The sequence below is a fragment of the Streptomyces sp. NPDC086554 genome (assembly GCF_040686095.1).
Classification (GTDB): domain Bacteria; phylum Actinomycetota; class Actinomycetes; order Streptomycetales; family Streptomycetaceae; genus Streptomyces.
In genome coordinates, this window is sequence record NZ_JBFBJK010000014.1 from 134,178 (window position 1) to 158,753 (window position 24,576).

Consider the following 24,576-nt stretch of genomic DNA (forward strand, 5'->3'; position numbering starts at 1 on the left):
CCGCAGGCCCATGCCCAGCATTCCGCCGCCGAGAGCGGCAAGCGCCGCGCCCGCGACGAAGGCGGTGAGTTTCAGGGTGCGTACGGGGACGCCTGCCGCCCGCACCACTGGCATGTCAGCCCTCCGGCATCCGGCCCGCCACCCGCCGCAGGCCTTCGGTCAACTGCTCGGCGCTCGTGGCCGATTCGGGGTCGAAGAGCCACTGCACCATCAGCCCGTTGAGCAGGGTCGTGTAGAAACGGCCCTCGGTCTCCACCACGTCGTCCGGGATGACGCTCTCCTCGATCCCGGTGAACAGCGCGGCAAGGCCACTGCGCCCCTCCCCCTGCGCCTTGACCAGCATGTCCCGTACGCCGGCGAGCCGCTCGCCCTGCGTGATGACCTCCAGCGTCAGCATCCAGATGGCCCGGGACTCCGGGAACGTTCGCAGGACGTTCGCCCAGACCTCCTGAAAGCGCTCGATCGAGCCGCCCTCCGTGGTGGCGCTCCCACCGCCCGGAGCCTCCTCGAAGGAATCGCCCGCCCCCTCGACGAGGGCGACGAACGCCTCCACGAGCAGCGCGTCCTTCGAGCCGTAGTGGTAGCCGATCGACGCGAGGTTCGTCCCCGACTCCTTCACGATGTCGCGGGCCGTCGTGCGCACGAAGCCCTTCTCCAGCAGACAGCGCTTGGCGCCTTCGAGCAGATCTTCACGGTGTCCCATGCGAGCAGCCTACCGCCGATCCATACGAACGTCCCAGACCAGCGTTTTACACGCTCGTACTAGACAAGCGTTTAATACATCCGTACAGTCCTGCCCATGACGAACTCGACGCACGAACAAGCGAATTCACGGATCCCCGAGCGCGCGACCCGCAAGGAGTGGACCGCGCTCGCCGTCCTGATGCTGCCGCTGCTCCTGGTCTCGATGGACGTCTCGGTCCTGTACTTCGCGATCCCGGCGATCAGCGCGGACCTCGATCCGAGCGGCACCCAGCAGCTGTGGATCTTCGACATCTACGCGTTCGTGCTCGCCGGCCTGCTGATGACGATGGGCTCGCTCGGCGACCGCGTCGGCCGCCGCAAGCTGCTGATGTTCGGCGCCGCCGCCTTCGGCGCGGCCTCCCTCACCGCCGCCTACGCGAACAGCGCCGAGCTCCTGATCGCGGCCCGCGCGGTCCTCGGCATCGGCGGTGCGACCCTGATGCCGTCCACGATGGCGCTCGTCCGCACGATGTTCCGCGACGCCGGGCAGCGCGCGAAGGCCATCGGCATCTGGTCCGGAGTGATGGTCGCCGGTATCGCGCTCGGCTCGGTGATGAGCGGCGTACTCGTCGAGCACTTCTGGTGGGGCTCGGTCTTCCTGGTCAACCTGCCGGCGATGGTGCTGCTCCTGCTCCTCGCGCCGGTCCTGATCCCCGAGTCCAAGGACCCGAGCCCCGGGCGCTTCGACCTGCTGAGCGTGCCGCTGTCCATGGCCGCCGTGCTGCCGGTCGTCTACGGCCTCAAGGAGATCGCCGCGGAGGGCATCGCGACGACATACGTCATCTCCCTCACCGTGGGACTCGTCTTCGCCGCCCTCTTCGTCCACCGCCAGCGCACCACGGCGTCCCCGCTGATCTCCCCCGCGCTGTTCCGCGGCCGCGGCTTCGCGCCCGCCGTCCTCCTGAACCTCATCTCCGCGCTCGCGATGATGGGTTCGGCCTACTTCACCACGCAGTATCTGCAGTCCGTCCTCGGCAAGAGCGCCATGGAGGCCGCGCTGTGGGCGCTGCTGCCCTCGGTCCTCATCGGCTTCGCCGCACCGGTCGCCACGGCGCTGGTGCAGCGGGGGATGAACCGCGCCCACGTCGTCGCCACGGGCTTCGTCGTCTCGGCGAGTGGCTACGGACTACTGACCCTGACCGGAACCGACTCGATGTGGACCGTCCTCGCGGCGGCGGGTCTGCTCGCCTGCGGCGCGGTGGTCATCGGCTCGCAGCTCACCGATCTCGCACTGGGCTCCGTCCCCGCGGAAAAGGCGGGCTCGGCCTCCTCGCTCCTGGAGACGGGCCAGGAGTTCGGCGGCGCGCTCGGCATGGCGCTGCTCGGCTCGATCGGCAACGCGGTCTATCGCGCCGACATCCCGTCCGGCGCTCCGGCCGAGGCCCAAGAGACACTGGGCGGCGCACTGGCCGTGGCACGGGAGCTGCCGGGCGAGACGGCTTCCGGCCTGATCACGACGGCGCGGGAGGCATTCACGAGCGGCATGCACGTCGCCGCGCTCGCGGGGGCGGGGATTCTCCTGACGGCAGCGGTGCTTGCGGCGCTGACGCTGCGCCGGGTGACCGCGCCGGAGCCGGCGCCCGAGCCGGAGAAGGTAGTGGTCTGAGACCGCAAGACAAACGCCGGACAGGCTGGATGTTTCCAGCCCGTCCGGCGTTTGAGGACGAACTCGGCGAAGCCGGTGATGACGGCGCCCGAGGCTCCGGAGCCCTAGTCCGTCAGGTTCACGGACCGCGCGGACGTGGCCCCGATCTCCGCGGACAGCTCGTTCAGCACCGGCTGCGGCACCGTGTCGTCCACGGTGAGGACAGCCAGCGCCTCCCCGCCCACGTCAGCACGGGCGACCTGCATGCCCGCGATGTTGATCCCCGCCTCGCCGAGGACACGGCCCACCGTGCCGACGACACCGGGACGGTCCGCGTACCGCAGCACGACCATGTGGTCGGCCAGCGCCAGGTCCACGTCGTACGAGCCGATGCCGACGATCTTCTGCAGGTGCTTGGGACCGGCCAGCGTGCCGGAGACCGAGATCTCCTCGCCGCCGGTCAGCGTGCCCCGCACCGTGACCACGTTGCGGTGGTCCGGCGACTCGGAGCTCGTGGTGAGGCGGACCTCGACGCCACGCTCCTGGGCGAAGAGCGGCGCGTTGACGTACGACACGGTCTCGTCGACGACGTCCTCGAACACGCCCTTCAGCGCGGACAGTTCGAGCACCTTCACGTCGTGCTGGGTGATCTCGCCGTACACCTCGACGTCGAGCCGCGCGGCGACCTCGCTCGCGAGGGCGGTGAAGATCCGGCCGAGCTTCTCGGCGAGCGGCAGACCGGGACGCACGTCCTCGGCGATGACGCCGCCCTGGACGTTCACGGCGTCCGGGACCAGCTCGCCCGCGAGGGCGAGGCGCACCGACTTGGCGACGGAGACACCGGCCTTCTCCTGCGCCTCGTCCGTCGAGGCACCGAGGTGCGGCGTGCAGACGACCTGGTCGAACTGGAACAGCGGGGAGTCCGTGCAGGGCTCCTTCGCGTACACGTCCAGACCGGCGCCCGCGACACGGCCCTCCTTCAGCGCCGAGTACAGCGCCTCCTCGTCGACGATCCCGCCGCGCGCGGCGTTCACGATGCGGACGGTGGGCTTCACCTTGTGCAGGGCCTCGTCGCCGATCAGACCGACCGTCTCGGGGGTCTTGGGCAGGTGCACGGTGATGAAGTCCGAGACCTCGAGCAGCTCGTCGAGGGTGAGGACCTTGACGCCCATCTGCGCGGCTCGCGCGGGCTGCACGTACGGGTCGTACGCGACGACCTTCATGCCGAAGGCCGACATGCGCTGCGCGACGAGCGCGCCGATGCGGCCGAGGCCCACGACACCGAGGGTCTTCTCGGCGAGCTCGACGCCCGTGTACTTCGAGCGCTTCCACTCGCCGGCCTTGAGCGCCTGGCTGCCCTGGGGGATGTTGCGCGCGGTGGCGATGAGCAGGCCACAGGCGAGCTCGGCCGCGGTGACGATGTTCGAGGTGGGTGCGTTCACCACCATGACGCCGGCCTTGGTGGCGGCGGACACGTCCACGTTGTCCAGGCCCACGCCCGCGCGGGCGACGACCTTCAGCTTCTTGGCGGCGGCGATCGCCTCGGCGTCGACCTTGGTCGCGGAGCGGACCAGAATCGCGTCTACGTCGGCGATCGCGGGCAGCAGCTCGGCGCGGTCCGCGCCGTTGCACTGACGGATCTCGAAGTCCGGGCCCAAAGCGTCGACAGTGGCGGGCGACAGCTCTTCAGCGATGAGTACGACCGGTTTGCCGTTGGCAGCAGTGCTCACGTGAGTCCTCACAAGTCCAATGCGGACGGCCGTCCCGACGGCCGCAGGCGGTGGAGGGTGCTAGCCGCGTGGAAGACGCACGACGCTGTGGGCCTGACGCGAATTGTTGAACAGCAGTGTAGTGGCGTCTTGACGGGTGTCTTACGCCTCCACGGAAGGATCACTCGTCCGTGGCTCGACACAGTGGACAAGGGCCGGGGCAGCCGCCCCGGCCCTTGCTCGTACGACTTACTTGTCGTCGTCGTTGACCCACGACATGAGCTTCCGCAGCTCCTTGCCGGTGGTCTCCAGGAGGTGGTTCTCGTCCTGGGTCTTGTACTCGTTGTACTTCTTCAGACCACCGTGGTACTCGTCCATCCAGTTCTTGGCGAACGTGCCGTCCTGGATCTCCGCGAGGACCTTCTTCATCTCGGCCTTGGTGGCGTCCGTGATGATCCGCGGTCCGGTGATGTAGTCGCCCCACTCGGCGGTCTCGGAGACCGACCAGCGCATCTTCTCCAGGCCGCCCTCGTACATGAGGTCGACGATGAGCTTCAGCTCGTGGAGGCACTCGAAGTACGCGATCTCCGGCTGGTAGCCGGCCTCGGTCAGCGTCTCGAAGCCCGCCTTGACCAGCGCGGCGGTGCCGCCGCAGAGCACGGCCTGCTCGCCGAACAGGTCGGTCTCGGTCTCCTCGGTGAAGGTCGTCTTGATGACGCCCGCACGCGTGCCGCCGATGCCCTTGGCGTACGAGAGCGCCAGCGGGAAGCCGTTGCCGGTCGCGTCCTGCTCGACGGCCGCGATGCACGGAACGCCGCGGCCCTCCTCGTACTGACGGCGGACCAGGTGGCCCGGGCCCTTCGGGGCGACCATGCAGACGTCGACGCCCTCGGGGGCCTTGATGAAGCCGAAGCGGATGTTCAGGCCGTGGCCGAAGAACAGCGCGTCGCCGTCCTTGAGGTTGTCCTTGATGGACTCCTCGTAGACCTGGGCCTGGATCGGGTCCGGGACCAGGATCATGATGACGTCGGCCTCGGCGGCGGCCTCGGCGGGCGTCACCACGCGCAGGCCCTGCTCCTCGGCCTTGGCCTTGGACTTGGAGCCCTCGTGCAGACCGACGCGGACGTCGACACCCGAGTCACGGAGCGACAGCGCGTGGGCGTGGCCCTGGCTGCCGTATCCGATGACCGCGACCTTGCGGCCCTGGATGATGGACAGGTCGGCGTCGTCGTCGTAGAACAGCTCGGCCACTGGGAATCTCCTATGTGTGCTGGTGTTGCGACCCACCGTACGGCGGGTGGGGGGAGGAAAGTTTTCAGGTCTCGCTATGCGGGCGCGCCCGGGATCGGTTTCAGGCCGACCGGTCGAGCGCCCGCAGGCTGCGGTCCGTGATGGAGCGTGAGCCGCGGCCGATCGCGATGGTGCCGGACTGGACGAGCTCCTTGATGCCGAAGGGTTCCAGCATCTTGAGCATCGCCTCCAGCTTGTCGCTGCTGCCCGTCGCCTCGATGGTGACGGCCTCCGGGGAGACGTCCACGGTCTTGGCGCGGAACAGCTGGACGATCTCGACGATCTGCGAGCGCGTCTCGTTGTCGGCGCGGACCTTGGCGAGAACCAGTTCGCGCGCCACGGCCCCGGCCGGCTCGAGTTCGACGATCTTCAGGACGTTGACGAGCTTGTTGAGCTGCTTCGTGACCTGTTCGAGCGGCAGGTCCTCGACATTCACCACGATGGTGATGCGGGAGATGTCGGGGTGCTCGGTGACGCCCACGGCCAGGGAGTCGATGTTGAAGCCGCGGCGGGAGAACAGGGCGGTGATCCGGGCGAGGACACCGGGCTTGTTCTCGACCAGGACGGAGAGCGTGTGCTTGGTGGACATGACTCTTGGTCTCTCTTTCGCTCTCGGTCTCAGTCGTCTTCGTTGTCGCCGAAGTCGGGGCGGACCCCGCGGGCGGCCATGACCTCGTCGTTCGAGGTGCCGGCGGCGACCATCGGCCAGACCTGGGCGTCCTCGTGGACGATGAAGTCGACCACGACGGGGCGGTCGTTGATGGCGTTGGCCTCCGCGATGACCTTGTCGAGGTCCTCGGGGCGCTCACAGCGCAGGGCGACGCAGCCCATGGCCTCCGACAGCTTCACGAAGTCCGGGACGCGGGTGCCCTTGTTGGGCGGGGTCTCGCCCTCCGGGCCCGCGTGCAGGACGGTGTTGGAGTAGCGCTGGTTGTAGAACAGCGTCTGCCACTGGCGGACCATCCCGAGGGCGCCGTTGTTGATGATGGCGACCTTGATCGGGATGTTGTTCAGGGCGCAGGTGGTGAGCTCCTGGTTGGTCATCTGGAAGCAGCCGTCGCCGTCGATCGCCCAGACCGTGCGGTCCGGTTGTCCGGCCTTGGCGCCCATCGCGGCCGGGACCGCGTAGCCCATCGTTCCGGCGCCGCCCGAGTTGAGCCAGGTGGCGGGCTGCTCGTAGTCGATGAAGTGGGCGGCCCACATCTGGTGCTGGCCCACGCCCGCCGCGAAGATCGTCCCTTCGGGGGCGAGCTTGCCGACGCGCTCGATGACCTGCTGCGGGGAGAGCGAGCCGTCCTCGGGCTGGTCGTAGCCCAGCGGGTACGTGTCGCGCCAGCGGCTGAGGTCCTTCCACCAGGCGCTGTAGTCGCCCTTCTGTCCTGCGGTGTGCTCGGCCTGGACGGCCTGGATCAGGTCGGCGATGACCTCGCGGGCATCCCCGACGATCGGCACGTCCGCGGCGCGGTTCTTGCCGATCTCGGCCGGGTCGATGTCGGCGTGGACGATCTTCGCGTACGGGGCGAAGCTGTCCAGCTTTCCGGTGACACGGTCGTCGAAGCGGGCTCCGAGGGCGACGATCAGGTCGGCCTTCTGCAGCGCGGTGACGGCGGTGACCGCACCGTGCATGCCCGGCATTCCCACGTGCAGCGGGTGGCTGTCGGGGAATGCGCCGAGCGCCATCAGTGTGGTGGTGACGGGCGCTCCGGTGAGCTCTGCCAGGACCTTCAGCTCGGCCGTGGCGTGGGACTTCAGGACACCGCCACCGACGTACAGGACCGGGCGCTTGGCCGCGGTGATCAGCTTGGCGGCCTCGCGGATCTGCTTGGCGTGCGGCTTGGTCACCGGGCGGTAGCCGGGCAGGTCCTGCTGCGGCGGCCAGGAGAAGGTCGTCTGCGCCTGCAGCGCGTCCTTCGCGATGTCCACGAGGACCGGGCCCGGACGTCCCGTCGAGGCGATGTGGAAGGCCTCGGCGATCGTCGCCGGGATGTCCTCGGCCTTGGTGACCAGGAAGTTGTGCTTGGTGATCGGCATCGTGATGCCGACGATGTCCGCCTCCTGGAAGGCGTCCGTGCCGATCGCCTTGGAGGCGACCTGGCCGGTGATCGCGACCATGGGGACGGAGTCCATGTGGGCGTCTGCGATCGGCGTGACGAGGTTGGTGGCACCGGGGCCGCTCGTCGCCATGCACACCCCGACCTTGCCGGTGGCCTGCGCGTAACCGGTGGCCGCGTGGCCCGCGCCCTGCTCGTGCCGGACCAGGACGTGACGGACGCGGGTGGAGTCCATCATCGGGTCGTAGGCGGGAAGGATGGCGCCGCCGGGGATGCCGAATACCGTGTCGGCCCCGACTTCCTCGAGAGAACGAATGAGGGACTGCGCACCCGTCACGTGCTCGACGGGGGCGGACTGCTGTCCTCCGGAACGGGGCCGCGGCTGCGGATGGTGGGCCCCGGTGGCCTGCTCGGTCATCGGCATTCTCTTCTCGAAGCTGAGGGTTTTTGCGGGGTGTTTGCGGTGGTTTGGCGGGTGCCAGTGCAACAAAAAACCCCTCGTGCCGTGAGGCAAGCGAGGGGAGCGCGTCGGGAGCGGTCGCAGGGATTCCGGTGTTCGGACCGGTGAGTCCCAGCTTCAGCCGACGCGCTTTCCAAGTACGAGAATTCGGGTGCGCATGGCACTGACCCTCTCCCCGGCACGCTGTGCCTGTCAAGTAGGTGGGACGGGAGTCTCATTATGTGAGCGGGCGTAGGGCTCGGCACCTCCTCCGAAGACGCCCGATGGGCCGCCCGCGAGGACCGGCTCGACCGGCCCGTGCGGCACCGGATACCGCCCGAGGGACAGCGCGCGGCGCAGCCGGTACTCGTCGAGGGGCCCCGAGAACGCCATGCCCTGTCCATGCGTGCAGCCCATCGCGCGCAGGGCGATGACCTGCTCCGGCAGATCGACGCCGTCGGCCACGGAGAGCAGGCCCAGGTCGCTCGCGATGCGAAGAAGGCCGGATGTGATCTTGTGCAGCCGCGCGGACTCGACGACGCCCTCGATGAGACTGCGGTCCAGTTTCAGTACGTCCACGGGGAGCCTGCGCAGTGCGGTGATGGCCGCGTACCCGTTGCCGAAGCCGTCCAGGGCGATGCGTACGCCGAGCCTGCGCAGCGTGGTCAGCCGGCGCTCAAGATCGTCGAGCGGCACCCGGGGGTCGCTGTCGGCGAGCTCGATGACCAGCGCCCCGGAGGGCAGGCCGTGCCGGGTCAGGAGCGCCTCGATGGAGCCGAGCGGCATCGAGCGGTCGAGCAGACGGCGCGCGCTCATCCGCACGGCGATGGGCGCCGCGTGGCCCGTGCGGCCCCGCTCGGCGGCCTGCTCGACGGCTTCCTCGAGCGTCCAGCGGCCCAGCTCGGCGGTGCGGGCGCTCTCCTGGGCGTCCGTGGTGTCGGCGACGCGCAGGAACTCGGCGGGCGTGAAGAGGATGCCCTGCGCCGAGCGCCAGCGGGCCTGGGCGGCGACGCAGGTGATGCGCCCGTCGTCCAGGGACACCACGGGCTGGTGGAGCAGCGCGAACTCGCCGTCGTGCAGGGCGGTGCGCAGCCGTGTGGCCAGCTCCGCCTTGCGGACGACATCGGCCTGCATCTGCGGTGCGTACAGCTCGACGCGGCCCTTGCCCGCGGCCTTGGCGCGGTACATCGCGAGGTCGGCGTTGCGCAGCAACTCGCCCGCATTGATGCCTGGTTCGGCGAAGGCGACGCCGATGGACGCCGCAACGCGCACGTCGTTGCCGTCGATGGCGTAGGGCTGGGAGAGGGTGATTCTGAGGCGGTCGGCGAGTTCGTAGATGTGCTGCTCGCGTGCGGCCTGGTCGCGCGTGCCGTCGCCGACGATCAGCGCGGCGAATTCGTCGCCGCCGAGCCGGGCCGCGCAGTCACCCGACCTGACGGCCTCATGAAGGCGGCGGGCCGCCTGGATGAGCAGCTCGTCGCCTGCCTGGTGGCCGATGGTGTCGTTGACCGCCTTGAAGCCGTCCAGGTCGATGAAGAGCACGGCCGTACCGCGGTCGGTCACTCTGCGGCCGGTCAGCGCCTGGCCCACGCGCCGGGTGAACAGGGCGCGGTTGGGCAGGTCGGTGAGCGGGTCGTGCTCGGCGTTGTGCTGCAACTGCGCCTGGAGACGCACCCGTTCGGTGACGTCCCGGCTGTTGAAGATGAGCCCGCCCTGGTGGCGGTTGACCGTGGACTCCACGTTCAGCCAGTCGCCGTCGCCGGACTTGAAGCGGCACTCGATGCGGGTCGTGGGCTCTTCGAGGGGGTTCGCGGCGAGGAATCTGCGGACCTCGTGGACCACGCGGCCCAGGTCCTCGGGGTGCATGAGCGAGGCGAGTTCGGAGCCGACGAGCTCCTCGGCCTCCCGGCCGTAGACCCCCGCGGCGGCCGGGCTGACATAGCGGAGTATGCCGTTCGGAGCGGCGATCATGATGACGTCGCTCGAGCCCTGTACCAGGGAGCGGAAGTGGTTCTCCTTCTGCGCCAGTTCCTGGGTGAGGGTGATGTTGTCGAGGAGCATGATGCCCTGGCGCACGACGAGGGCGAGGACGACCGTGCCCGCGGTGAAGAGCACGACTTCGTCGACGCTGCGGCCGTTCAGCACGTTGTAGAGAATCCCCAACGTGCAGACGGCGGCGGCCAGATACGGCGTGAGGGCGGCCAGCGAACCTGCGATGGGGCGCGTGGCGGCCGCCCGCGTCGCCTGCGGGGCGCTTTCGCACTCCACGCGCGCGTGGTGCCCGTCGTCCCCGTGCCGGTGGCGGGGCGTCGCCCAGGGTGCGTACGCCAGGAGCAGCGATCCCGCGAACCAGCCGGCGTCCAGCATCTGCCCCGAGCGGTAACTGGCGTGCAGCAGCGGCGAGGTGAACATCGCGTCGCACATGACGGTCAGCGCGAGGGCGCCGATCGCCGTGTTCACCGCCGTGCGGTTGGTGGACGATCGCCTGAAGTGCAGCGCGAGGACCATGCTGACCAGCGCGATGTCGAGCAGCGGATAAGCGAGCGAGAGGGCGGCGTGCGCGACGCTCTGGCCCTCGAACTGTGCGGTGTGCGCGAGCGCCAGGCTCCAGGAGAGCGTGAGCAGTGAGCCGCCGATGAGCCAGGCGTCGAGCGCGAGGCAGACCCAACCGGCCCTGGTCACCGGGCGCTTGGCCAGCACGAGCAGGCCGATGATGGCGGGCGGCGCGAAGCAGAGGAAGAAGAGATCCGCGAGGCCCGGACTCGGCACGGGCTCCTCGAGGACGACCTCGTACCAGCCCCACACGGCGTTGCCCAGGGCCGCCATCGCGGAGGAGAGCGCGAACAGCAGCCACGCGGGTCGAAAGCGGCTGCGGCGGGTGCGGGAGTAGCGGAAGCAGGAGACCGCGGCGGTCGCGGCGGCGACGCTCAGTCCGAAGTCGCCCATGATCAGGGCGGCTCGGCTCGATCCCCAGCCGATCGCGGCGCCCGTCGCGTACCCGCCGCAGACCACGAGCAGCACGATCTGCGAGACGAGGCCGGAACCGCCACCGGGTGCGGGGCGGCGGGTCAGCGGCGCTCGGGGCGGCAGCGGCGCCGTCGTCACGCCTGCACCGCCCTCCAGGACGGTGGCGGGAGACGGGCGGGTGCTCACCGGGCCGCCCTGGTCCGCGCCGCCTCCGCCGTGTCCGTCCGCCTCCCGTGGGTGCGGGACCGCGGGTCGTGGTGTGTGTGGCGGCAGCGCGTCCGCATGCGAGCGGGTGCGCGTGAGAGTCGCCGCCGGCGGCCTCGCCGCGTCGGATCATTCGCCCATTGGCCGTGCATCGCCCGTCGCCCCCCTCACAGTCTGCTGTCTCGTCCCCGGCGCCGAACGGTCCACGGCGCAGCCCCTGTCGGGACGATACACCAGTCTCGTCACTCAGGGACATAGTCTCTCTACGCTCAGTGACCGTCGACGGCAATGCGGACACGGGGCGCACGCGCGCGGGTGCGGAGCGTGCTCGAAAGGTTCGTCAACGCCCTTTACTGGGTTGTCAGTACGAGGTTGTCGAGGGGCTCCCCGGCCGCGTACCGGGTCAGTTGCGCGGCGAGCAGGCGCTTGGCGCGGGGCAGGAAGGCGGAGGTCGATCCGCCCACGTGCGGGCTGATGAGCACTCCAGGAGCGTGCCACAGGGGATGGCCTGCGGGCAGCGGTTCCGGATCGGTGACGTCCAGGGCGGCGGTGATCCGGCCGCTCTCCAGTTCGGCGAGGAGCGCCTTGGTGTCGACGACGGGCCCGCGGGCCACGTTCACCAGGAGTGCGCCGTCCTTCATGCGGGCCAGGAATGCGGCGTTCACCAGGCCACGGGAGGTGTCGGTGAGGGGCGTGGAGACAACGACGACGTCGGCTTCGGGCAGCAGCGACAGCAGGTCGGCGAGCGGGTGCACGGGGCCGCGCTCCGTGGCACGGGCGGAGCGCGCGACGCGCGCCACCCGCGCGCACTCGAAGGGAGCGAGCCGGTCCTCGATGGCGGAACCGATCGATCCGTAGCCCACGATCAGTACGGACTTGTCGGCAAGCGCCGGATAGAACCCGGACCGCCACTCCTCCTTGCGCTGCCCCTCCACGAATCCGGGGATGTTGCGCAGGGAGGCGAGGATCAGCGTGAGCGCGAGCTCTGCCGTGCTCGCCTCGTGGACACCCCTGGCATTGCACAACCGCACGCCGGGCGCGAGGAACTTGAGCCCGGGCTCCACGTGGTCGATGCCCGCGGTGAGCGTCTGCACGACGCTCAGGGACGTCATCCCGGGCAGCGGGCGCACGGCGATCTCCGTGCCCTTCATGTAGGGCACCGCGTAGAAGACGCAGTCGGCCGGATCCGCGGGAAACTCCGGACCGCCGTCCCAGTAGCGGTAGTTGAGCCCGGCGTCGGACGCGCCGGGCAGGCCCTCGATCTCGTCGGCGGGAAAGGGGAGCCATACATCTGTCGTCATGGTCAGGAGGCTAATGCGCACAGGCCGCACGCCGGGTCCAGGGCCGCAGAGGTTACGTTGGTGACCGCTAGGACAGAGGTGGGGGGCACGGCCAGGTGGACCGCAGGACGATCGGCGCCGCAGCGCTCGAGGTGGGCGCGATCGGACTCGGCTGCATGCCGATGAGCTGGGCCTACACGGGCTCGCGGCAGCGGGGCGAGGAGTCGCTGCGCACCGTGCACGCGGCGCTCGACCAGGGCTCGACGCTGCTGGACACGGCGGACATGTACGGGCCGTTCACCAACGAGCACCTGGTGGGGCGCGCGCTCAAAGGGCGCCGTGCCGAGGCCTTCGTCTCGACCAAGTGCGGGCTCCTGGTCGGCGAGCAGCACATCGTCGCCAACGGCCGCCCCGGCTATGTGAAGCGGGCCTGCGACGCTTCGCTGCGGCGGCTCCAGACCGAGACCATCGACCTGTACCAGCTGCACCGTGCCGATCCCGAGGTGCCCATCGAGGAGACCTGGGGCGCGATGGCCGAGCTCGTCGCGGCGGGCAAGGTGCGCGCGCTCGGGCTGTGCGCGGTGGGCGCCCGGGCCTCGCGGCGCGAGGGCAGCGGGCTGCACGAGGGAACGATCCGTCAGCTCGAACGGATCCAGCAGGTCTTCCCCGTCGGCGCCGTGGAGGCGGAACTCTCGGTGTGGTCGCAGGAGGCGCTGCAGACCCTGCTGCCGTGGTGCGGTGCGCGAGGGATCGGCTTCCTTGCGGCGATGCCGCTGGGGAACGGTTTCCTCACCGGGACGCTGACGCCGGGGCAGGGCTTCGAGCCGGACGATCTGCGGGCCCGGCATCCCCGTTTCACCGCCGAGATGATGGCGGCCAATCAGCCGCTGGTGGTGGGGCTTCGCCGGGTGGCCGAGCGGCACGGGGCGACGCCGGCGCAGGTGGCACTGGCGTGGGTGCTCGCACAGGGGCCGCACGTGGTGCCGATTCCGGGGGCCAAGCGGGAGCGCTGGGCGGTGCAGAACGCGGGGGCGGCCGCGGTGCGGCTGACCGCGGCGGACCTGGCGGAGATCGCGGCGCTGCCCGCGGCGCTGGGGTCGTGGGACTGAGGTCGGCGTCCGGTCCGGTGCGGGCGGGCGTCCGCCGGTCCGGCTGGCCGGGCGTCCGCGATCTCATGCGGGCGAGGTGGGAACCTGCGAGGGCCGAGCGGTGTATGAACAGTAGAAGCGCCGCGTCGAAGGGAACCTGATCGTGCAACGACCTGCTGTGACCGCCGTATTGGCCGCTGCCGCCCTTGTGTTCGCGGCCGGATGCTCGTCCGGGGGCGATGCGCCGGACGACCGGAAGAGTGACAGGTCGAGCCCCGCGAAGTCGAGCGGGACACCGACCGGGAAGCCGCGCGCCGACGCCCCTCCGGAGAACGGAGCCGCGAAAGTCACCAAGACGCTCACCGAAGACCTGAAGTCGCCGTGGGGCCTGGCAGCCCTCCCCGGCGGAGACCTCCTGGTGTCCTCGCGCGACGAGGGGACGATCACCCGCGTCGACGGAAAGACAGGCAAGAAGTCCGAGCTCGGCGAGGTGCCCGGCGTCGCCCCCGGCGGCGAGGGCGGCCTGATGGGCCTCGCGCTCTCTCCTTCGTACGCATCGGACCACATGGTGTACGCGTACTTCACGACGGAGTCCGACAACCGCATCGCCCGCATGCTGTACGACGAGAAGAAGCCGTCCGGGGAGCAGCTCGGCGCTCCCGACACGGTCTTCAAGGGCATCCCCAAGGGCATGATCCACAACGGCGGCCGGATCGCCTTCGGCCCGGACAAGATGCTCTACGCGGGCGCGGGCGAGACGGGCGACACCGATCTGGCTCAGGACAAGGGCTCACTGGGCGGCAAGATCCTCCGCCTGACGCCGGACGGCGACCCGGCCCCCGGCAATCCCTTCGACGACTCCCCCGTCTACTCGTACGGCCACCGCAATGTGCAGGGCCTGGCCTGGGACGAGGAGAAGCGGCTCTGGGCCGCGGAGTTCGGCCAGGACACCTGGGACGAGCTGAACGAGATCAAGGCCGGTGACAACTACGGCTGGCCCAAGGTCGAGGGCAAGGCAGACGGCGACGAAGGGGACGGCTTCCACAACCCGGTGGCCCAGTGGAAGACCTCCGAGGCCTCCCCCAGCGGCATCGCCTACGCCGAGGGCTCGATCTGGATGGCGGGCCTGCGGGGCGAGCGGCTCTGGCGGATCCCGGTGCTCGGCGTGCAGGGGACCGTGGAGCCCCAGTCCTTCCTGAAGGGTGAGCACGGCCGGCTGCGCACGGTGCTCGCGGCGGGCGGCGACAAGCTGTGGCTGGTCACCAGCGAGACGGACACACGGGGCACGCCGGAGAAGGGGGACGACAAGATCCTGGAGGTGGAGGTGAAGTAGCTCAAGGGTCCGGGGTCTCGTCCGCGCGGGGCGACGGGACGGGTGGGCGTACGACCACCTTGCCCGACGTCAGGTCTATCGGCCCTCGGCCCGGGTCGCCGTCGTTGAGGTCGACGCGGGTCATCTCCAGGCGCTTCTGCTCGTCGTCGGTGTGCTTGCGCCCGGGTGCGAACAGTGCCTCGATCGCGTTGAACACTGCGCCTCCCTGGAGCCGAGATCCTGCAGTCAAGCGTAAGCGAGGCCGCCAGAAACCGGCCGGGGCGGGAAAGGGGCAGGTCAGCTAGCCGGCGGCCCGCTCGTCGCCGGGTGGGAACAGGCGCAGGCGGTGGGCCAAGGCCGCTGCCTCGCCCCGGCCGGCGACGCCCAGCTTGGCGAGGATGTTGGAGACGTGGACGCTCGCGGTCTTCGGGGAGATGAAGAGCTCCTCGGCGATCTGGCGGTTGCTGCGGCCCGCGGCGACACGGCGGAGGACGTCGCGCTCCCGGCTGGTCAGGCCGAGGGCCTCGGCGGGGTCGACGGGGGTGAGGTGGGTGCGCGTGCTCGTCGCGTCGCTGTCGGGGTTCAGGGTCAGGCGGGCCCGCTGGGCGAGCCCGGCGACGGCCTCGGCGAGAGGGCGGGCGGCAAGGCGTTCGGCGACCTCGCGGGCCTGCCGCAGCAGCCCGGCGGCGCGCTCGCGGTCCGCGTCCGCACCGGCGGCTCCCGCGCCCGTGGCGAAGGAGGTGGCGAGGAGGGATTCGGCGAGGCGGTGGCGGGCGCGGGCGAGGTCGTAGGGGCGGTCGAGGGGTTCGAGTGCGGTGACCGTGGCGGACCAGTCGGCGGGGGTGTCGCGGTCCTCGGCGCGCAGGAGTTCGGCGCGTACCCACTGCTCGTAGGCGATCCAGACAGGCATGGGTGAGGGGAGGTTTCTGGCGGCGAGGCGGATGCGTTCGATGGCCTCGGTGCGGCCGGGCTCGGCGGCGGGCAGGCCGCGGGTGTCGGCCTCGGCGGTGGCGGCGGCGAGCAGCAGCGGCCAGGCGTAGCGCTGGGTGCCGGGCGGGAAGCCCGTGGCGATGGCCTGTTCCAGCTCCGCACGGGCTGCGGTGATGCCCGAGGCGGGATCGGGGTCGACCGCCGAGATGCCGATGGCGACGGTGGCCACGGGCAGGGTGTACTGGGGCATCCGGTCGTGGCTGCCGTAGTGGGCGCGGGCGGCGGCCAGTTGGGTGGTCGCTTCGGGCACGTCGCCGCGGCCGAGGGCGACGACGGCCTGCTGGTGGGCGGCGCCGGCCCGTGGCTTCACGCTGAGCGCACCACGGCGGGCGGCCTCGGCGGCCTCCATCGCCTCGTCCCAACGGCCCAGTGAGACAAGGGATTCCGCCTTGTTGACCTGGACCCAGCTCTCGGTGTCGGTGAGTCCGTACTTCCGGCAGAGGGCGATGCCCTGGTCGCCGACCTCCAGGGACTCCAGGGAGCGGCCCGCGCCTTCGAGGACGGACGGCAGATTGACATGGATGTGGGGAATCCGGGAGACGAGGGCCGGGGGCTCCATGCAGCGCGCCCTGACCGCGTACATCTCGGCGAACCCCTCCTCTACGTCGCCCGCGTCGACCAGGAGGCCGCCGAGAATGAGCCGGGCGTTGAGTTCGATCTCCTCGGCCTTGACCATCCGGGCGTATTCGACGGCTCGTTGGGCCGCCGCCAGGGTCTCGGCGCCAGGGTCGTGGAGCATGCCCCAGGAGGCGACGTTGGTGAGCACCTCGGCGTGCACCTCGGACGGGGGCAGGCCGCGTACAAGGTCCTGGGCGGTGGCGATCTCCGCCCAGCCGTCGCCGCGGCCGAGGGTCGAGGTGAGGCGGGAGCGCTGGATCCAGAACCAGGCGGCGCGCAGGGGATCCTCGTCGCCCTCCAGGAGCCGCAGCGCCCGCTTGGTGATCTTCAGGGCGCGTTCGCGCTCACCGCACAGGCGGCCCGCGACGGCGGCCTCCGCCATGAGGTCGAGATAGCGCAGCGGGGTGGTCGCGGGATCGCAGCCGCAGGCCGGGTAGACCTCGGCGTAATCGAGGGGGCGCAGTTCGAGGCGTACGTCTTCGGGGGCGTCGTCCCACAGCTCCATCGCCCGTTCGAGCAGGCGTAGTTGCTCGGAGTACGCGTAGCGGCGGCGGGCCTCGACGGAGGCGCGCAGGACGGCGGGGAGCGCCTTGGCCGCGTCGTGCGCGTGGTACCAGTAGCTGGCCAGACGGGTGGCCCGCTGGTCGGCTGCGACGAGTGAGGGGTCGGCTTCCAGGACGGTGGCGAAGCGGCGGCTGATCCGGGAGCGCTCGCCGGGCAGCAGATCGTCGCCGACGGCCTCGCGGACCAGGGAGTGCCGGAAGCGGTAGCCGTCGCCGTCGGGCGAAGGGAGCAGGATGTTGGCGCCGACGGCGGCCCGCAGCGCCTCGATCAGGTCGTCCTCGGCGAGCCCCGCGACGGCGGCGAGCAGCGGGTACTCGACGGTCGAGCCGCCCTCGGCGACGATCCTCGCCACCCGCTGGGTGTCCTCGGGCAGCTCCTCGACGCGGACGAGAAGGAGATCGCGCAGGGAGTCGGTGAGGCTCGCGCAGCTGCTGCCGTGCGAGGCGACGGCGAGTTCCTCGACGAAGAAGGCGTTGCCGTCCGAGCGGTCGAAGATGTCGTCCACCAGGGACTGTTCGGGCTCGGCGCTAAGGATGCCCGCCATCTGGCGGGCGACCTCGCTCCTGCTGAAGCGGGCGAGTTCGATGCGGCGCACGGTGCGCAGCCGGTCGAGTTCGGCGAGCAGGGGGCGCAGCGGGTGGCGGCGGTGTATGTCGTCGGCGCGGTAGGTCGCGACGACGACGAGGCTGCCGCTGCGCAGCGTGCGGAAGAGATAGGCGAGGAGGTGACGGGTCGAGGCGTCGGCCCAGTGGAGGTCCTCCAGGAGGACGGCGACCGGGCGGTCGGCGGCGAGGCGCTCCAGGAGACGGGCGGTCAGCTCGAAGAGCCGGGCCATGCCCTCCTCGTCGTGCTGGGCGTCGGTGCCGCGGCGGCGCTGCGGCGCCTCACCGAGCTCGGGAAGCAGCCGGGCCAGTTCGCCCTCCTGGTCGGCGGCCGCGGCGTCGAACTCTTCGGGGAGCTGGCGGCGCAGGGAGCGCAGGGCGCTGGAGAAGGGCGCGAACGGCAGTCCGTCCGCGCCGATCTCGACGCAGCCGCCGATCGCGACGACGGCGCCCTGCGCGCATGCCGCCGCGGTGAACTCCTCGATGAGGCGCGTCTTGCCGACGCCCGCCTCGCCGCCGAGCAGCAACGCCTGCGGCTCGCCCGTGCCGGGGGTGCTCCCCTTGGCACGGGCGAGTGCGTCGTTCAGAACGCCCAGTTCGTCGGAGCGGCCGACGAACACGGGGCTTACGGACCTGGTCTCCACAGGCGTGAGCATCGCACAGGGGGCGGCCGATCCGGCAGGGGATATCCCTCTGCCCTGGGCAGTTGCCCCCGTGCTCATCACGCGGCCCGCGTGAATCGGGCGCGCCGCAGGCCCGTATTCACCCGCCCCTCGCTCTCGTGGCGGGCCGAGCGGCGGCCGGCGCGGTCCGCCTTGGCCTCGCGGGCCACGCGGAGGAGGCGGCGGCGGTCGGCCTCACGGGCGAGGTCGGCGGCGCGCAGCTGGTGCATCTCGTACTCGAACATTTCGTCTCCCTGGCTGACTTCCGGTAACCGGCTTCGCTCTCTGCGATGCCCTTACTTTCGTCTGCCAGGGAGGGTCGGCACATCGGGAGAGTGCCGCATCTTGAGGGGGTGGGGGGGCCTTAGGGGGGCGGGAGGGGGCCTTAGGGCTCCCCACCTCCTAAGGCCCCCCACTACCGTCAACTCGCCGACGGCAACCCGTAGATCAGGTCCGAGTACTTCGCTATCGCGAGCAGCAGGCCGATGACGCCCAGGGCGACTCCCGCCCAGGCCACCGACTTGATCCACGGTGCCTGTACCTGGTCGGGCGCGCCGAACGCGGGCCTGACCAGGACGACGAACCCGACGACCAGCGCGGCGAGCGCGAAGGCTCCGGCGATCAGCGCCGTGACCTGCCAGGAGTCGCCGTACAGGGCCTGGATCTGGTCGGCGACGCTCGCCGACTGCTTGGTCTCGAGCTGCCCGACGATGTTCGAGCGGGCCGCGGCGACCGTGCCGAGCCAGCCGCCGGACAGGCCGATCACACCGAGGGCGGCGGAGACGACGGCCGCGGCTCCCTGGAAGACGCCACTGGACTTGGCCGGAGCGGCCTCGTCGACCACGACGAGGTCATCGTCGTGGTCCGCGTCGTCGAGCTCGTCGGCGTCCTCGGCCGCGGCGGTCTTCTCCGCCTTGACGGCATCCACCTTGGTGGCGTCCGTGGTGTCCGCGGCCTCGTCGGCCTCCGGCTCTGCGGGCTTTGCGGCCGCATCGGCCGCGGTCTCGTCCTCTGTCTTGGTTCCCATGCCCCGCACCGTACGGACGGAGTCTGAGAAGTTTCTTAACGAGCCTCGTCCGCACCGGCAGAGGCCCCGGCGGCCGCCGCCTCGCGGGCCTCGCGGGCCTTCCGCCACTCGGGAGCGAGCACCGACCAGACCTCCATGTCGTGCCGCACTCCCTGCCAGGGGAAGCACTCACGGAGCACGCCGTCCTTGGCCATGCCGAGGCGCTTCGCGACCGCGATGCTGGGGGCGTTCGCGGTGGACGCCATCCACTCCACGCGGTGCATGCCGCGCTCGTGGACCGCCCAGTCGATGAGGACCCGCGCCGCCCTGGAGATCAGGCCGCGGCCCGTCGCCGACGGTTCGAGCCAGACCCCGACCTCGCAGGATTCGGTGGCGGTGTCGAAGATCCGGAAGAGGACTCCGCCGACGAGCGTGCCGTCCGACCAGATTCCATAGAGGCGGCCGGTGTCGGCGGCCTGCTTGTCGGCGTACGCCTGAAGCCGCTCGCGCGCCGATACGACGTCCGTCACGAGCGCGGTCAGCGGCACCCAGGGGCCCGCGAAGTCGCGCGCCCGCTCGATGTGGGCGAGGAACTCCTCCGCCTGCCACGGCTCGATGGGCCGCAGTTCAGCGCCCTCGCCCAGCGGTATCCCGAACATCCTGCTCCTTCGGCCGACCCGGTGCGGATTCGTCTGCGGACTCGTTGTGCGAGTCCCGCTGTCCGGGTATGGCCGCGATCTTCGCATGCACATCGGCCGGATTCGAACGACATTCCGGGGGCTCGATGCTGATGCGCGGCAGCCATCGGTCGAGGCTGCGCGGCAGCCACCAGTTGGCGCCGCCCAGCATGTGCATGAGCGCCGGCACCAGCAACGTACGCAGCACGAACGCGTCGAGTGCGACCGCGGCGGCGAGGCCGATGCCGAACATCGCGATCACCCGGTCGCCGCTCAGGACGAAGGCCAGGAAGACCGAGATCATGATCACGGCCGCCGAGTTGATCACTCGGCTCGTCTCGGCGAGGCCGACCCGGACGGCCCGCCGGTTGTCGCCGGTCTCCAGCCACTCCTCGTACATCCGGCTGACCAGGAAGACCTGGTAGTCCATGGAGAGCCCGAAGAGGACGGACACCATGATCACGGGCAGGAAGGGTTCGATGGGGCCCGCCGAGCCGAGGCCGAGCAGCTCGCTGCCCCAGCCCCACTGGAAGATCGCGACGACGATCCCGAAGGCGGAGGCCACGGCGGCCACGTTCATCGCGGCGGCCTTCAGCGGTATGCCGATCGAGCGGAAGGCGAGCAGGAGCAGGACGCAGCCAAGGCCGATCACCACCCCCACGAAGAGCGGCAGCTTGCCGACGATGATCTCTGCGAAGTCGTCGTAGCTCGCGGTGACGCCGCCGACGTGCAGATCGAGCGAGGTGCCGGTCTCGGCCCTCGGCAGCACGTCGTCACGGAGCCGGTCGACGAGGTCGCTGGTCCGCTCGGACTGCGGGGACGACTCCGGTACGACGGTGAGGAAGGCGGCCGTGCCGCCCTCGTCGTACGTGACGGGGCCGGCGGAGGCTACGCCCTTGGTGGATTCCAGGGTCTGGCCGAGGTTGTCGAGGGCGAGCCGGTCGCCCGCCGTCTCCACGTCGGTGACGAGGGTCAGCGGGCCGTTCACGCCGGGTCCGAAGCCGTCGGCGAGCAGGTCGTAGGCCTGCCGTGTGGTGGCGGACGCCGGGTTGTTCCCCTGGTCGGACGTGCCCAGGTGCAGGGAGAGCGTGGGCAGCGCGAGCACCGCCATGACGGCGACGGCGACGACACCGAGCAGCTTGGGGTGCCGCTCCACGAAGGCGGACCAGCGGGCGGCGAGTCCCGTCGGCAGCTCCGGGGCGGGGCCGTGCTCGGCGAGCCGGCGCCGCTCGCGGCGGCTGAGCGCACGCGGCCCGATCCACGCGAGGAGGGCCGGAAGGAGGGTCACCGAGGCGGCGACGGTGAGGAGCACGGTCAGCGAGGCCGCGATCGCGACGCCGTTGAGGAAGCTGAGGCGCAGGATGAGCATGCCGAGCAGCGCGATGCACACGGTGGCGCCCGCGAAGACGACGGCGCGCCCGGTGGTGGCGACCGCCCGTTCGGCGGCGACGGCCACCGGCAGCCCTTGTTTGAGGCCCTTGCGGTGTCTGGTCACGATGAACAGCGCGTAGTCGATGCCTACGCCGAGGCCGATCAGGGTGCCCAGCATCGGCGCGAAGTCCGCGACGGTCATGAAGTGCCCGAGCAGCACTATGCCCGCGTACGCCGTGCCCACCGAGACCAGGGCGGTGGCGATGGGCAGGATCGAAGCGGCGAGCGAGCCGAAGGCGAGGAAGAGCACGACGGCGGCGACGGCGACGCCGACGATCTCGGCGGTCTGGGCGCTCTTGGACTCGGTGAGGCCGACGGCGGTGCCGCCGAGCTCCACGTCGAGGCCGTCCGTCTCGGCGGCCTTCGCGGTGTCCACGACGGCCTGTGCGTCCGCCTTGTCGACGGCGTCGGCCTGCTCGCGGAAGGTGACGGTCGCGTACGCGATGTGCCCGTCGGAGCTGATCCGGGCGGCGCCCTGCCCGGTGTACGGGCTGATCACGGAGGCCACGGCGGGCATCTCGGATATCTTGCCGAGGGCGTCGGTCATCGACTGCTCGACGTCGGCCGCGCGCACCGATGTGCCCGCGTCGGTCTTCCAGACGACGGTGTTGCTGTCGCCGCCGAGGCCGTCGAACCCCTCGTTCAGGAGCTGGGTCGCACGGCCCGACTCGGTGCCGGGCACCTCGTAATTGTTCGAGTACGCGGATCCGGCGACGGCCGCGGCGCTCGCGGCGCCGCCGAGGGCCACGAGCCACAGCAGTACTGCGAGGAGGCGGTGCTTGACGCACCACCGTGCGAGTGCTGCCACTGACTGGCTCCCTGGGACGGTTCGTGGATCTTTACCGGGAACAGCCGTGAAGGAAACGAACAGCCAGCAAAGAACGCATGAGCGGTGACATAAGCACCGGAGTCACTTTCTCAGCCAGGAGAGATCTTTTGTCCCTTTCGTGGCGATGCTCACAGGGGCTTGCGGAGCGCACGAGGGCCCCTTGGAGCCCCCATGCGCCCTTACACCCCCTTGGTGTCAGCCCGACACGCTCGCGCGCCCGTTCTCGATGTGCCCCATGAGCCGCCGCCGGAAGGCGGGCTCGCCCGCGGCCGTGATCTCGACGTCGTACCAGCCGTGCTCGTCACCGGTCGGCCAGGCGACGGTGCGGCTGCTGCCCGCCTTGACTCGGACGGTCCGCGTCCGCGACCTGACGTCCGCCTCGTCGACGTATCCGAGCGGCTTGACCGTGAAGACGAGCTCCTCGCGGCCCCGATTGGCCAGGGTGAGGTGGATCTCGCGGCGGGTGATCGCGGAGGCGAGCTGCGCGCTGCCGTCCTTGCCGCCCGCGAACTCGCGCCGGAAGCCGTTCGGCCCCGTGATCGTGAAGGCGTACGCGTCCTTGGCCACCGGCACGGTCCAGGAGCCCTCGCGTACGACGTCCTGGTGGAGCGGGGTCTTGAACTCGGCGGCGTAGGGATAGAGCGCGAAGTGTGCGCTGGAGCTGCCGCCGTTGCGAAGCCGCACGGTGAGAGCACCGTCCTTGGCCGGCTTCGCGTCCGCGTCGGGCTGGTACGGCAGCGGGCGGGCGCGGCGGCTGCCCGGCTCCTGGACCGGCATGGACTGCTTCAGGGGCGGCTGCGGGGCCCAGCGGCCGCTGAACTCCGGGATGGCGCCGGGCTGCTCGACCTCGGGCTGCCGGTGGCCCCGCTTGAAGTCGAAGGCACCGGTGAGATCGCCGGTGACCTTGCGGCGCCAGGCGCTGATGTTGGGCTCCTGCACACCGGTCCACTTCTCCAGGAAGCGCACCACGGAGGTGTGGTCGAAGACCTCGGAGCAGACATAGCCGCCGACGGTCCACGGCGAGACGACAAGCATCGGGACGCGCACGCCGAGCCCGGTCGGGCGCCCCTCCCAGCGCTCTTCCTTCTCCGCTTCCGAGTCCCCGCCGGGGACGGGCGGCGGGACGTGGTCGAAGAAGCCGTCGTTCTCGTCGTAGTTGATGAAGACGGCGGTGCGGCGCCACACCTCGGGGTGCGATGCGAGCGCGTCGAGGACCTTGTAGACGATGGTCGCGCTGTGGATCGGCGAGGAGACGCTGGGGTGCTCGGAGTCAAGCGCGGACGGCACCAGGTAGCTGACCTTCGCGAGCTTGCCCTCGGCGACGTCCTCGGCGAACGTCTCCGCGAGCTTGCCGGTCGGAACCCGCCGCAGGCCACGCTCGAAGAGCGACTTCTCCGCCTTGGTGAGGGTGGCGACGCCCTCCTCCAGGGTGGCGAGCAGCTTCTCGCGCTCGGCGTCGTCCTTGGCGTCGCGGACCTTGGCGTAGAAGGCCTCCATGAAGGTGAGCCCGGTCTTGGCGAGGACCTTCTTGGCAATCGCCTTGAAGGTGGTGAAGAACTCGATCTGGTTGTCGGTGAAGTTCTCCCACTCCGTGTACGTCTGCCAGCTCACGCCCGCCTTCTCCAGGCGCTCGGCGTACGTCCCCCAGTCGTAGCCGGGGTGCTTGCCCTCGTCGTACGCGTCGTTCTCGACGGCCCGCTCGCCGTTCGCCTCGAAGCCCGTCCTGCCGCTCCACAGGTGGTTGCGGTTGGGGCTCGTGGAGGTGTGGATGGAGGAGTGGTAGGCGTCGCAGACGGTGAAGGTGTCGGCGAGTTCGTAGTGCAGCGGGATGTCGTCGCGCGTGTAGTACGCCATGCAGGCCGCCGTCTTGGCGGTGATCCAGCCGTCCATCCAGCCGTCGTGCCAGGCCTTCGCACCGCCGCTCCAGGAGTGGTCGAGGGCGCCGATGTACTGCAGGTCCTTCTTCTGCGCCGCGGCGGCCTCGCGGACCGGGAAGGGCAGGATGGTGCGCAGCACGCCGGGCTGCTCGAACACGCTCTTGCCGCCGGGCAGTTGGACGGCGTTGCGGTCACCGAAGCCGCGTACGCCGCGCAGGGTCCCGAAGTAGTGGTCGAAGGACCGGTTCTCCTGCATCAGGATGACGACGTGCTCGATCGAGTCGAGACCGCCGCCTCCCTTGGGCCGGTCCTGCGCCAGTGCCTGCTGCAACGACGGTGGCAGGAAGGACCCGACGGCGGCGGCACCGAGCGCGCCACCGCCGACCGCCATCAGCCGCCTGCGCGATATCTCCGGGGACACGTACGACCTCCAGTCGACGACCAATGGTTCTCCGCTGATCCATTGGCTTGCTCGGCTGGGACGGTAGTGAGGAACGGTGTCTCTGTGAAGACTTGCGGCCGAAGCGGGCGTGAACGTCCGAGAGTTGCTCCCCCACCCCGCCCCTTCCCGAAACCGGGGCTCCGCCCCGGACCCCGCTCCTCAAACGCCGGAGGGGCTATAAATAGCCCGTCCGGCGTTTGAGGACGAAC

General features: G+C 70.5%; 17 protein-coding genes. 3 read left to right on the forward strand and 14 right to left on the reverse strand.

The genetic code is table 11. From position 1 onward, the window contains the following. Nucleotides 1-115: 115 nt before the first annotated feature. Nucleotides 116-703 (reverse strand): TetR/AcrR family transcriptional regulator, encoded by a 588-nt coding sequence (locus AB0O76_RS23970; protein WP_365494786.1) that lies wholly within the window; start codon nt 701-703, stop codon nt 116-118. A 96-nt stretch (nt 704-799) separates the two neighbouring features. Between AB0O76_RS23970 and AB0O76_RS23975 the strand changes: the two genes are divergently transcribed. After that, nucleotides 800-2,350 (forward strand): MFS transporter, encoded by a 1,551-nt coding sequence (locus AB0O76_RS23975; protein ID WP_365494789.1) that lies wholly within the window; start codon nt 800-802, stop codon nt 2,348-2,350. 104 nt (nt 2,351-2,454) lie between these two features. Here the strand turns inward: AB0O76_RS23975 and serA are convergent, their stop codons facing one another. The 6 genes from serA to AB0O76_RS24005 form a co-directional block, all read right to left on the reverse strand. Next, a complete protein-coding gene (gene serA / locus AB0O76_RS23980; protein ID WP_365494792.1) occupies nt 2,455-4,059 on the reverse strand; it encodes a phosphoglycerate dehydrogenase in 1,605 nt (534 codons plus the stop codon). A 228-nt stretch (nt 4,060-4,287) separates the two neighbouring features. Continuing rightward, on the reverse strand, nt 4,288-5,289 hold the full coding sequence (gene ilvC, locus AB0O76_RS23985) for a ketol-acid reductoisomerase (protein ID WP_365494795.1): 1,002 nt from the start codon (nt 5,287-5,289) through the stop codon (nt 4,288-4,290). A gap of 100 nt (nt 5,290-5,389) precedes the next feature. Then, nucleotides 5,390-5,917 (reverse strand): acetolactate synthase small subunit, encoded by a 528-nt coding sequence (gene ilvN, locus AB0O76_RS23990; RefSeq protein WP_160507374.1) that lies wholly within the window; start codon nt 5,915-5,917, stop codon nt 5,390-5,392. Between the two features lie 29 nt (nt 5,918-5,946). After that, nucleotides 5,947-7,797 carry an acetolactate synthase large subunit gene (locus AB0O76_RS23995; RefSeq protein WP_365494798.1) on the reverse strand — a complete coding sequence of 617 codons (1,851 nt, stop codon included), beginning with the start codon at nt 7,795-7,797 and terminating at the stop codon, nt 5,947-5,949. A 234-nt stretch (nt 7,798-8,031) separates the two neighbouring features. Further along, complete coding sequence (locus AB0O76_RS24000) at nt 8,032-10,923, reverse strand: EAL domain-containing protein (protein ID WP_365495026.1); 2,892 nt, start codon at nt 10,921-10,923, stop codon at nt 8,032-8,034. A 416-nt stretch (nt 10,924-11,339) separates the two neighbouring features. Then, entirely contained in the window at nt 11,340-12,290 is a 951-nt protein-coding gene (locus tag AB0O76_RS24005) for a 2-hydroxyacid dehydrogenase (RefSeq protein ID WP_365494801.1), read from the reverse strand. Between the two features lie 95 nt (nt 12,291-12,385). Between AB0O76_RS24005 and AB0O76_RS24010 the strand changes: the two genes are divergently transcribed. Both AB0O76_RS24010 and AB0O76_RS24015 read left to right on the forward strand, forming a co-directional pair. Continuing rightward, nucleotides 12,386-13,378 carry an aldo/keto reductase gene (locus tag AB0O76_RS24010; protein ID WP_365494804.1) on the forward strand — a complete coding sequence of 331 codons (993 nt, stop codon included), beginning with the start codon at nt 12,386-12,388 and terminating at the stop codon, nt 13,376-13,378. A gap of 136 nt (nt 13,379-13,514) precedes the next feature. Continuing rightward, nucleotides 13,515-14,690, forward strand: a complete 1,176-nt coding sequence (locus tag AB0O76_RS24015) for a PQQ-dependent sugar dehydrogenase (RefSeq protein WP_365495028.1) — start codon at nt 13,515-13,517, stop codon at nt 14,688-14,690. Nucleotide 14,691: 1 nt separating this feature from the next. Here AB0O76_RS24015 and AB0O76_RS24020 read toward each other — a convergent pair whose 3' ends face one another. The 7 genes from AB0O76_RS24020 to AB0O76_RS24050 form a co-directional block, all read right to left on the reverse strand. Next, on the reverse strand, nt 14,692-14,886 hold the full coding sequence (locus AB0O76_RS24020) for a DUF6191 domain-containing protein (RefSeq protein WP_365494807.1): 195 nt from the start codon (nt 14,884-14,886) through the stop codon (nt 14,692-14,694). An 84-nt stretch (nt 14,887-14,970) separates the two neighbouring features. After that, nucleotides 14,971-18,099, reverse strand: coding sequence for an AAA family ATPase (locus AB0O76_RS24025; RefSeq protein WP_365494810.1), 3,129 nt, complete (start codon nt 18,097-18,099; stop codon nt 14,971-14,973). A gap of 65 nt (nt 18,100-18,164) precedes the next feature. Continuing rightward, the gene (locus AB0O76_RS24030; RefSeq protein ID WP_365494812.1) at nt 18,165-18,350 is read right to left on the reverse strand and encodes a hypothetical protein; all 186 of its coding nucleotides are present in this window, start codon (nt 18,348-18,350) and stop codon (nt 18,165-18,167) included. A 176-nt stretch (nt 18,351-18,526) separates the two neighbouring features. Then, nucleotides 18,527-19,132: a hypothetical protein gene (locus tag AB0O76_RS24035; protein WP_365494815.1), complete on the reverse strand. Its 606-nt coding sequence runs from the start codon at nt 19,130-19,132 to the stop codon at nt 18,527-18,529. Between the two features lie 35 nt (nt 19,133-19,167). Further along, nucleotides 19,168-19,770: a GNAT family protein gene (locus AB0O76_RS24040; RefSeq protein ID WP_365494818.1), complete on the reverse strand. Its 603-nt coding sequence runs from the start codon at nt 19,768-19,770 to the stop codon at nt 19,168-19,170. Then, nucleotides 19,739-22,027 (reverse strand): MMPL family transporter, encoded by a 2,289-nt coding sequence (locus tag AB0O76_RS24045; protein ID WP_365494821.1) that lies wholly within the window; start codon nt 22,025-22,027, stop codon nt 19,739-19,741. Before AB0O76_RS24045 ends, AB0O76_RS24040 begins: the two co-directional genes overlap by 32 nt. Nucleotides 22,028-22,243: 216 nt before the next feature. Beyond that, nucleotides 22,244-24,346, reverse strand: coding sequence for a phosphocholine-specific phospholipase C (locus AB0O76_RS24050; protein WP_365494824.1), 2,103 nt, complete (start codon nt 24,344-24,346; stop codon nt 22,244-22,246). Nucleotides 24,347-24,576: the final 230 nt, after the last annotated feature.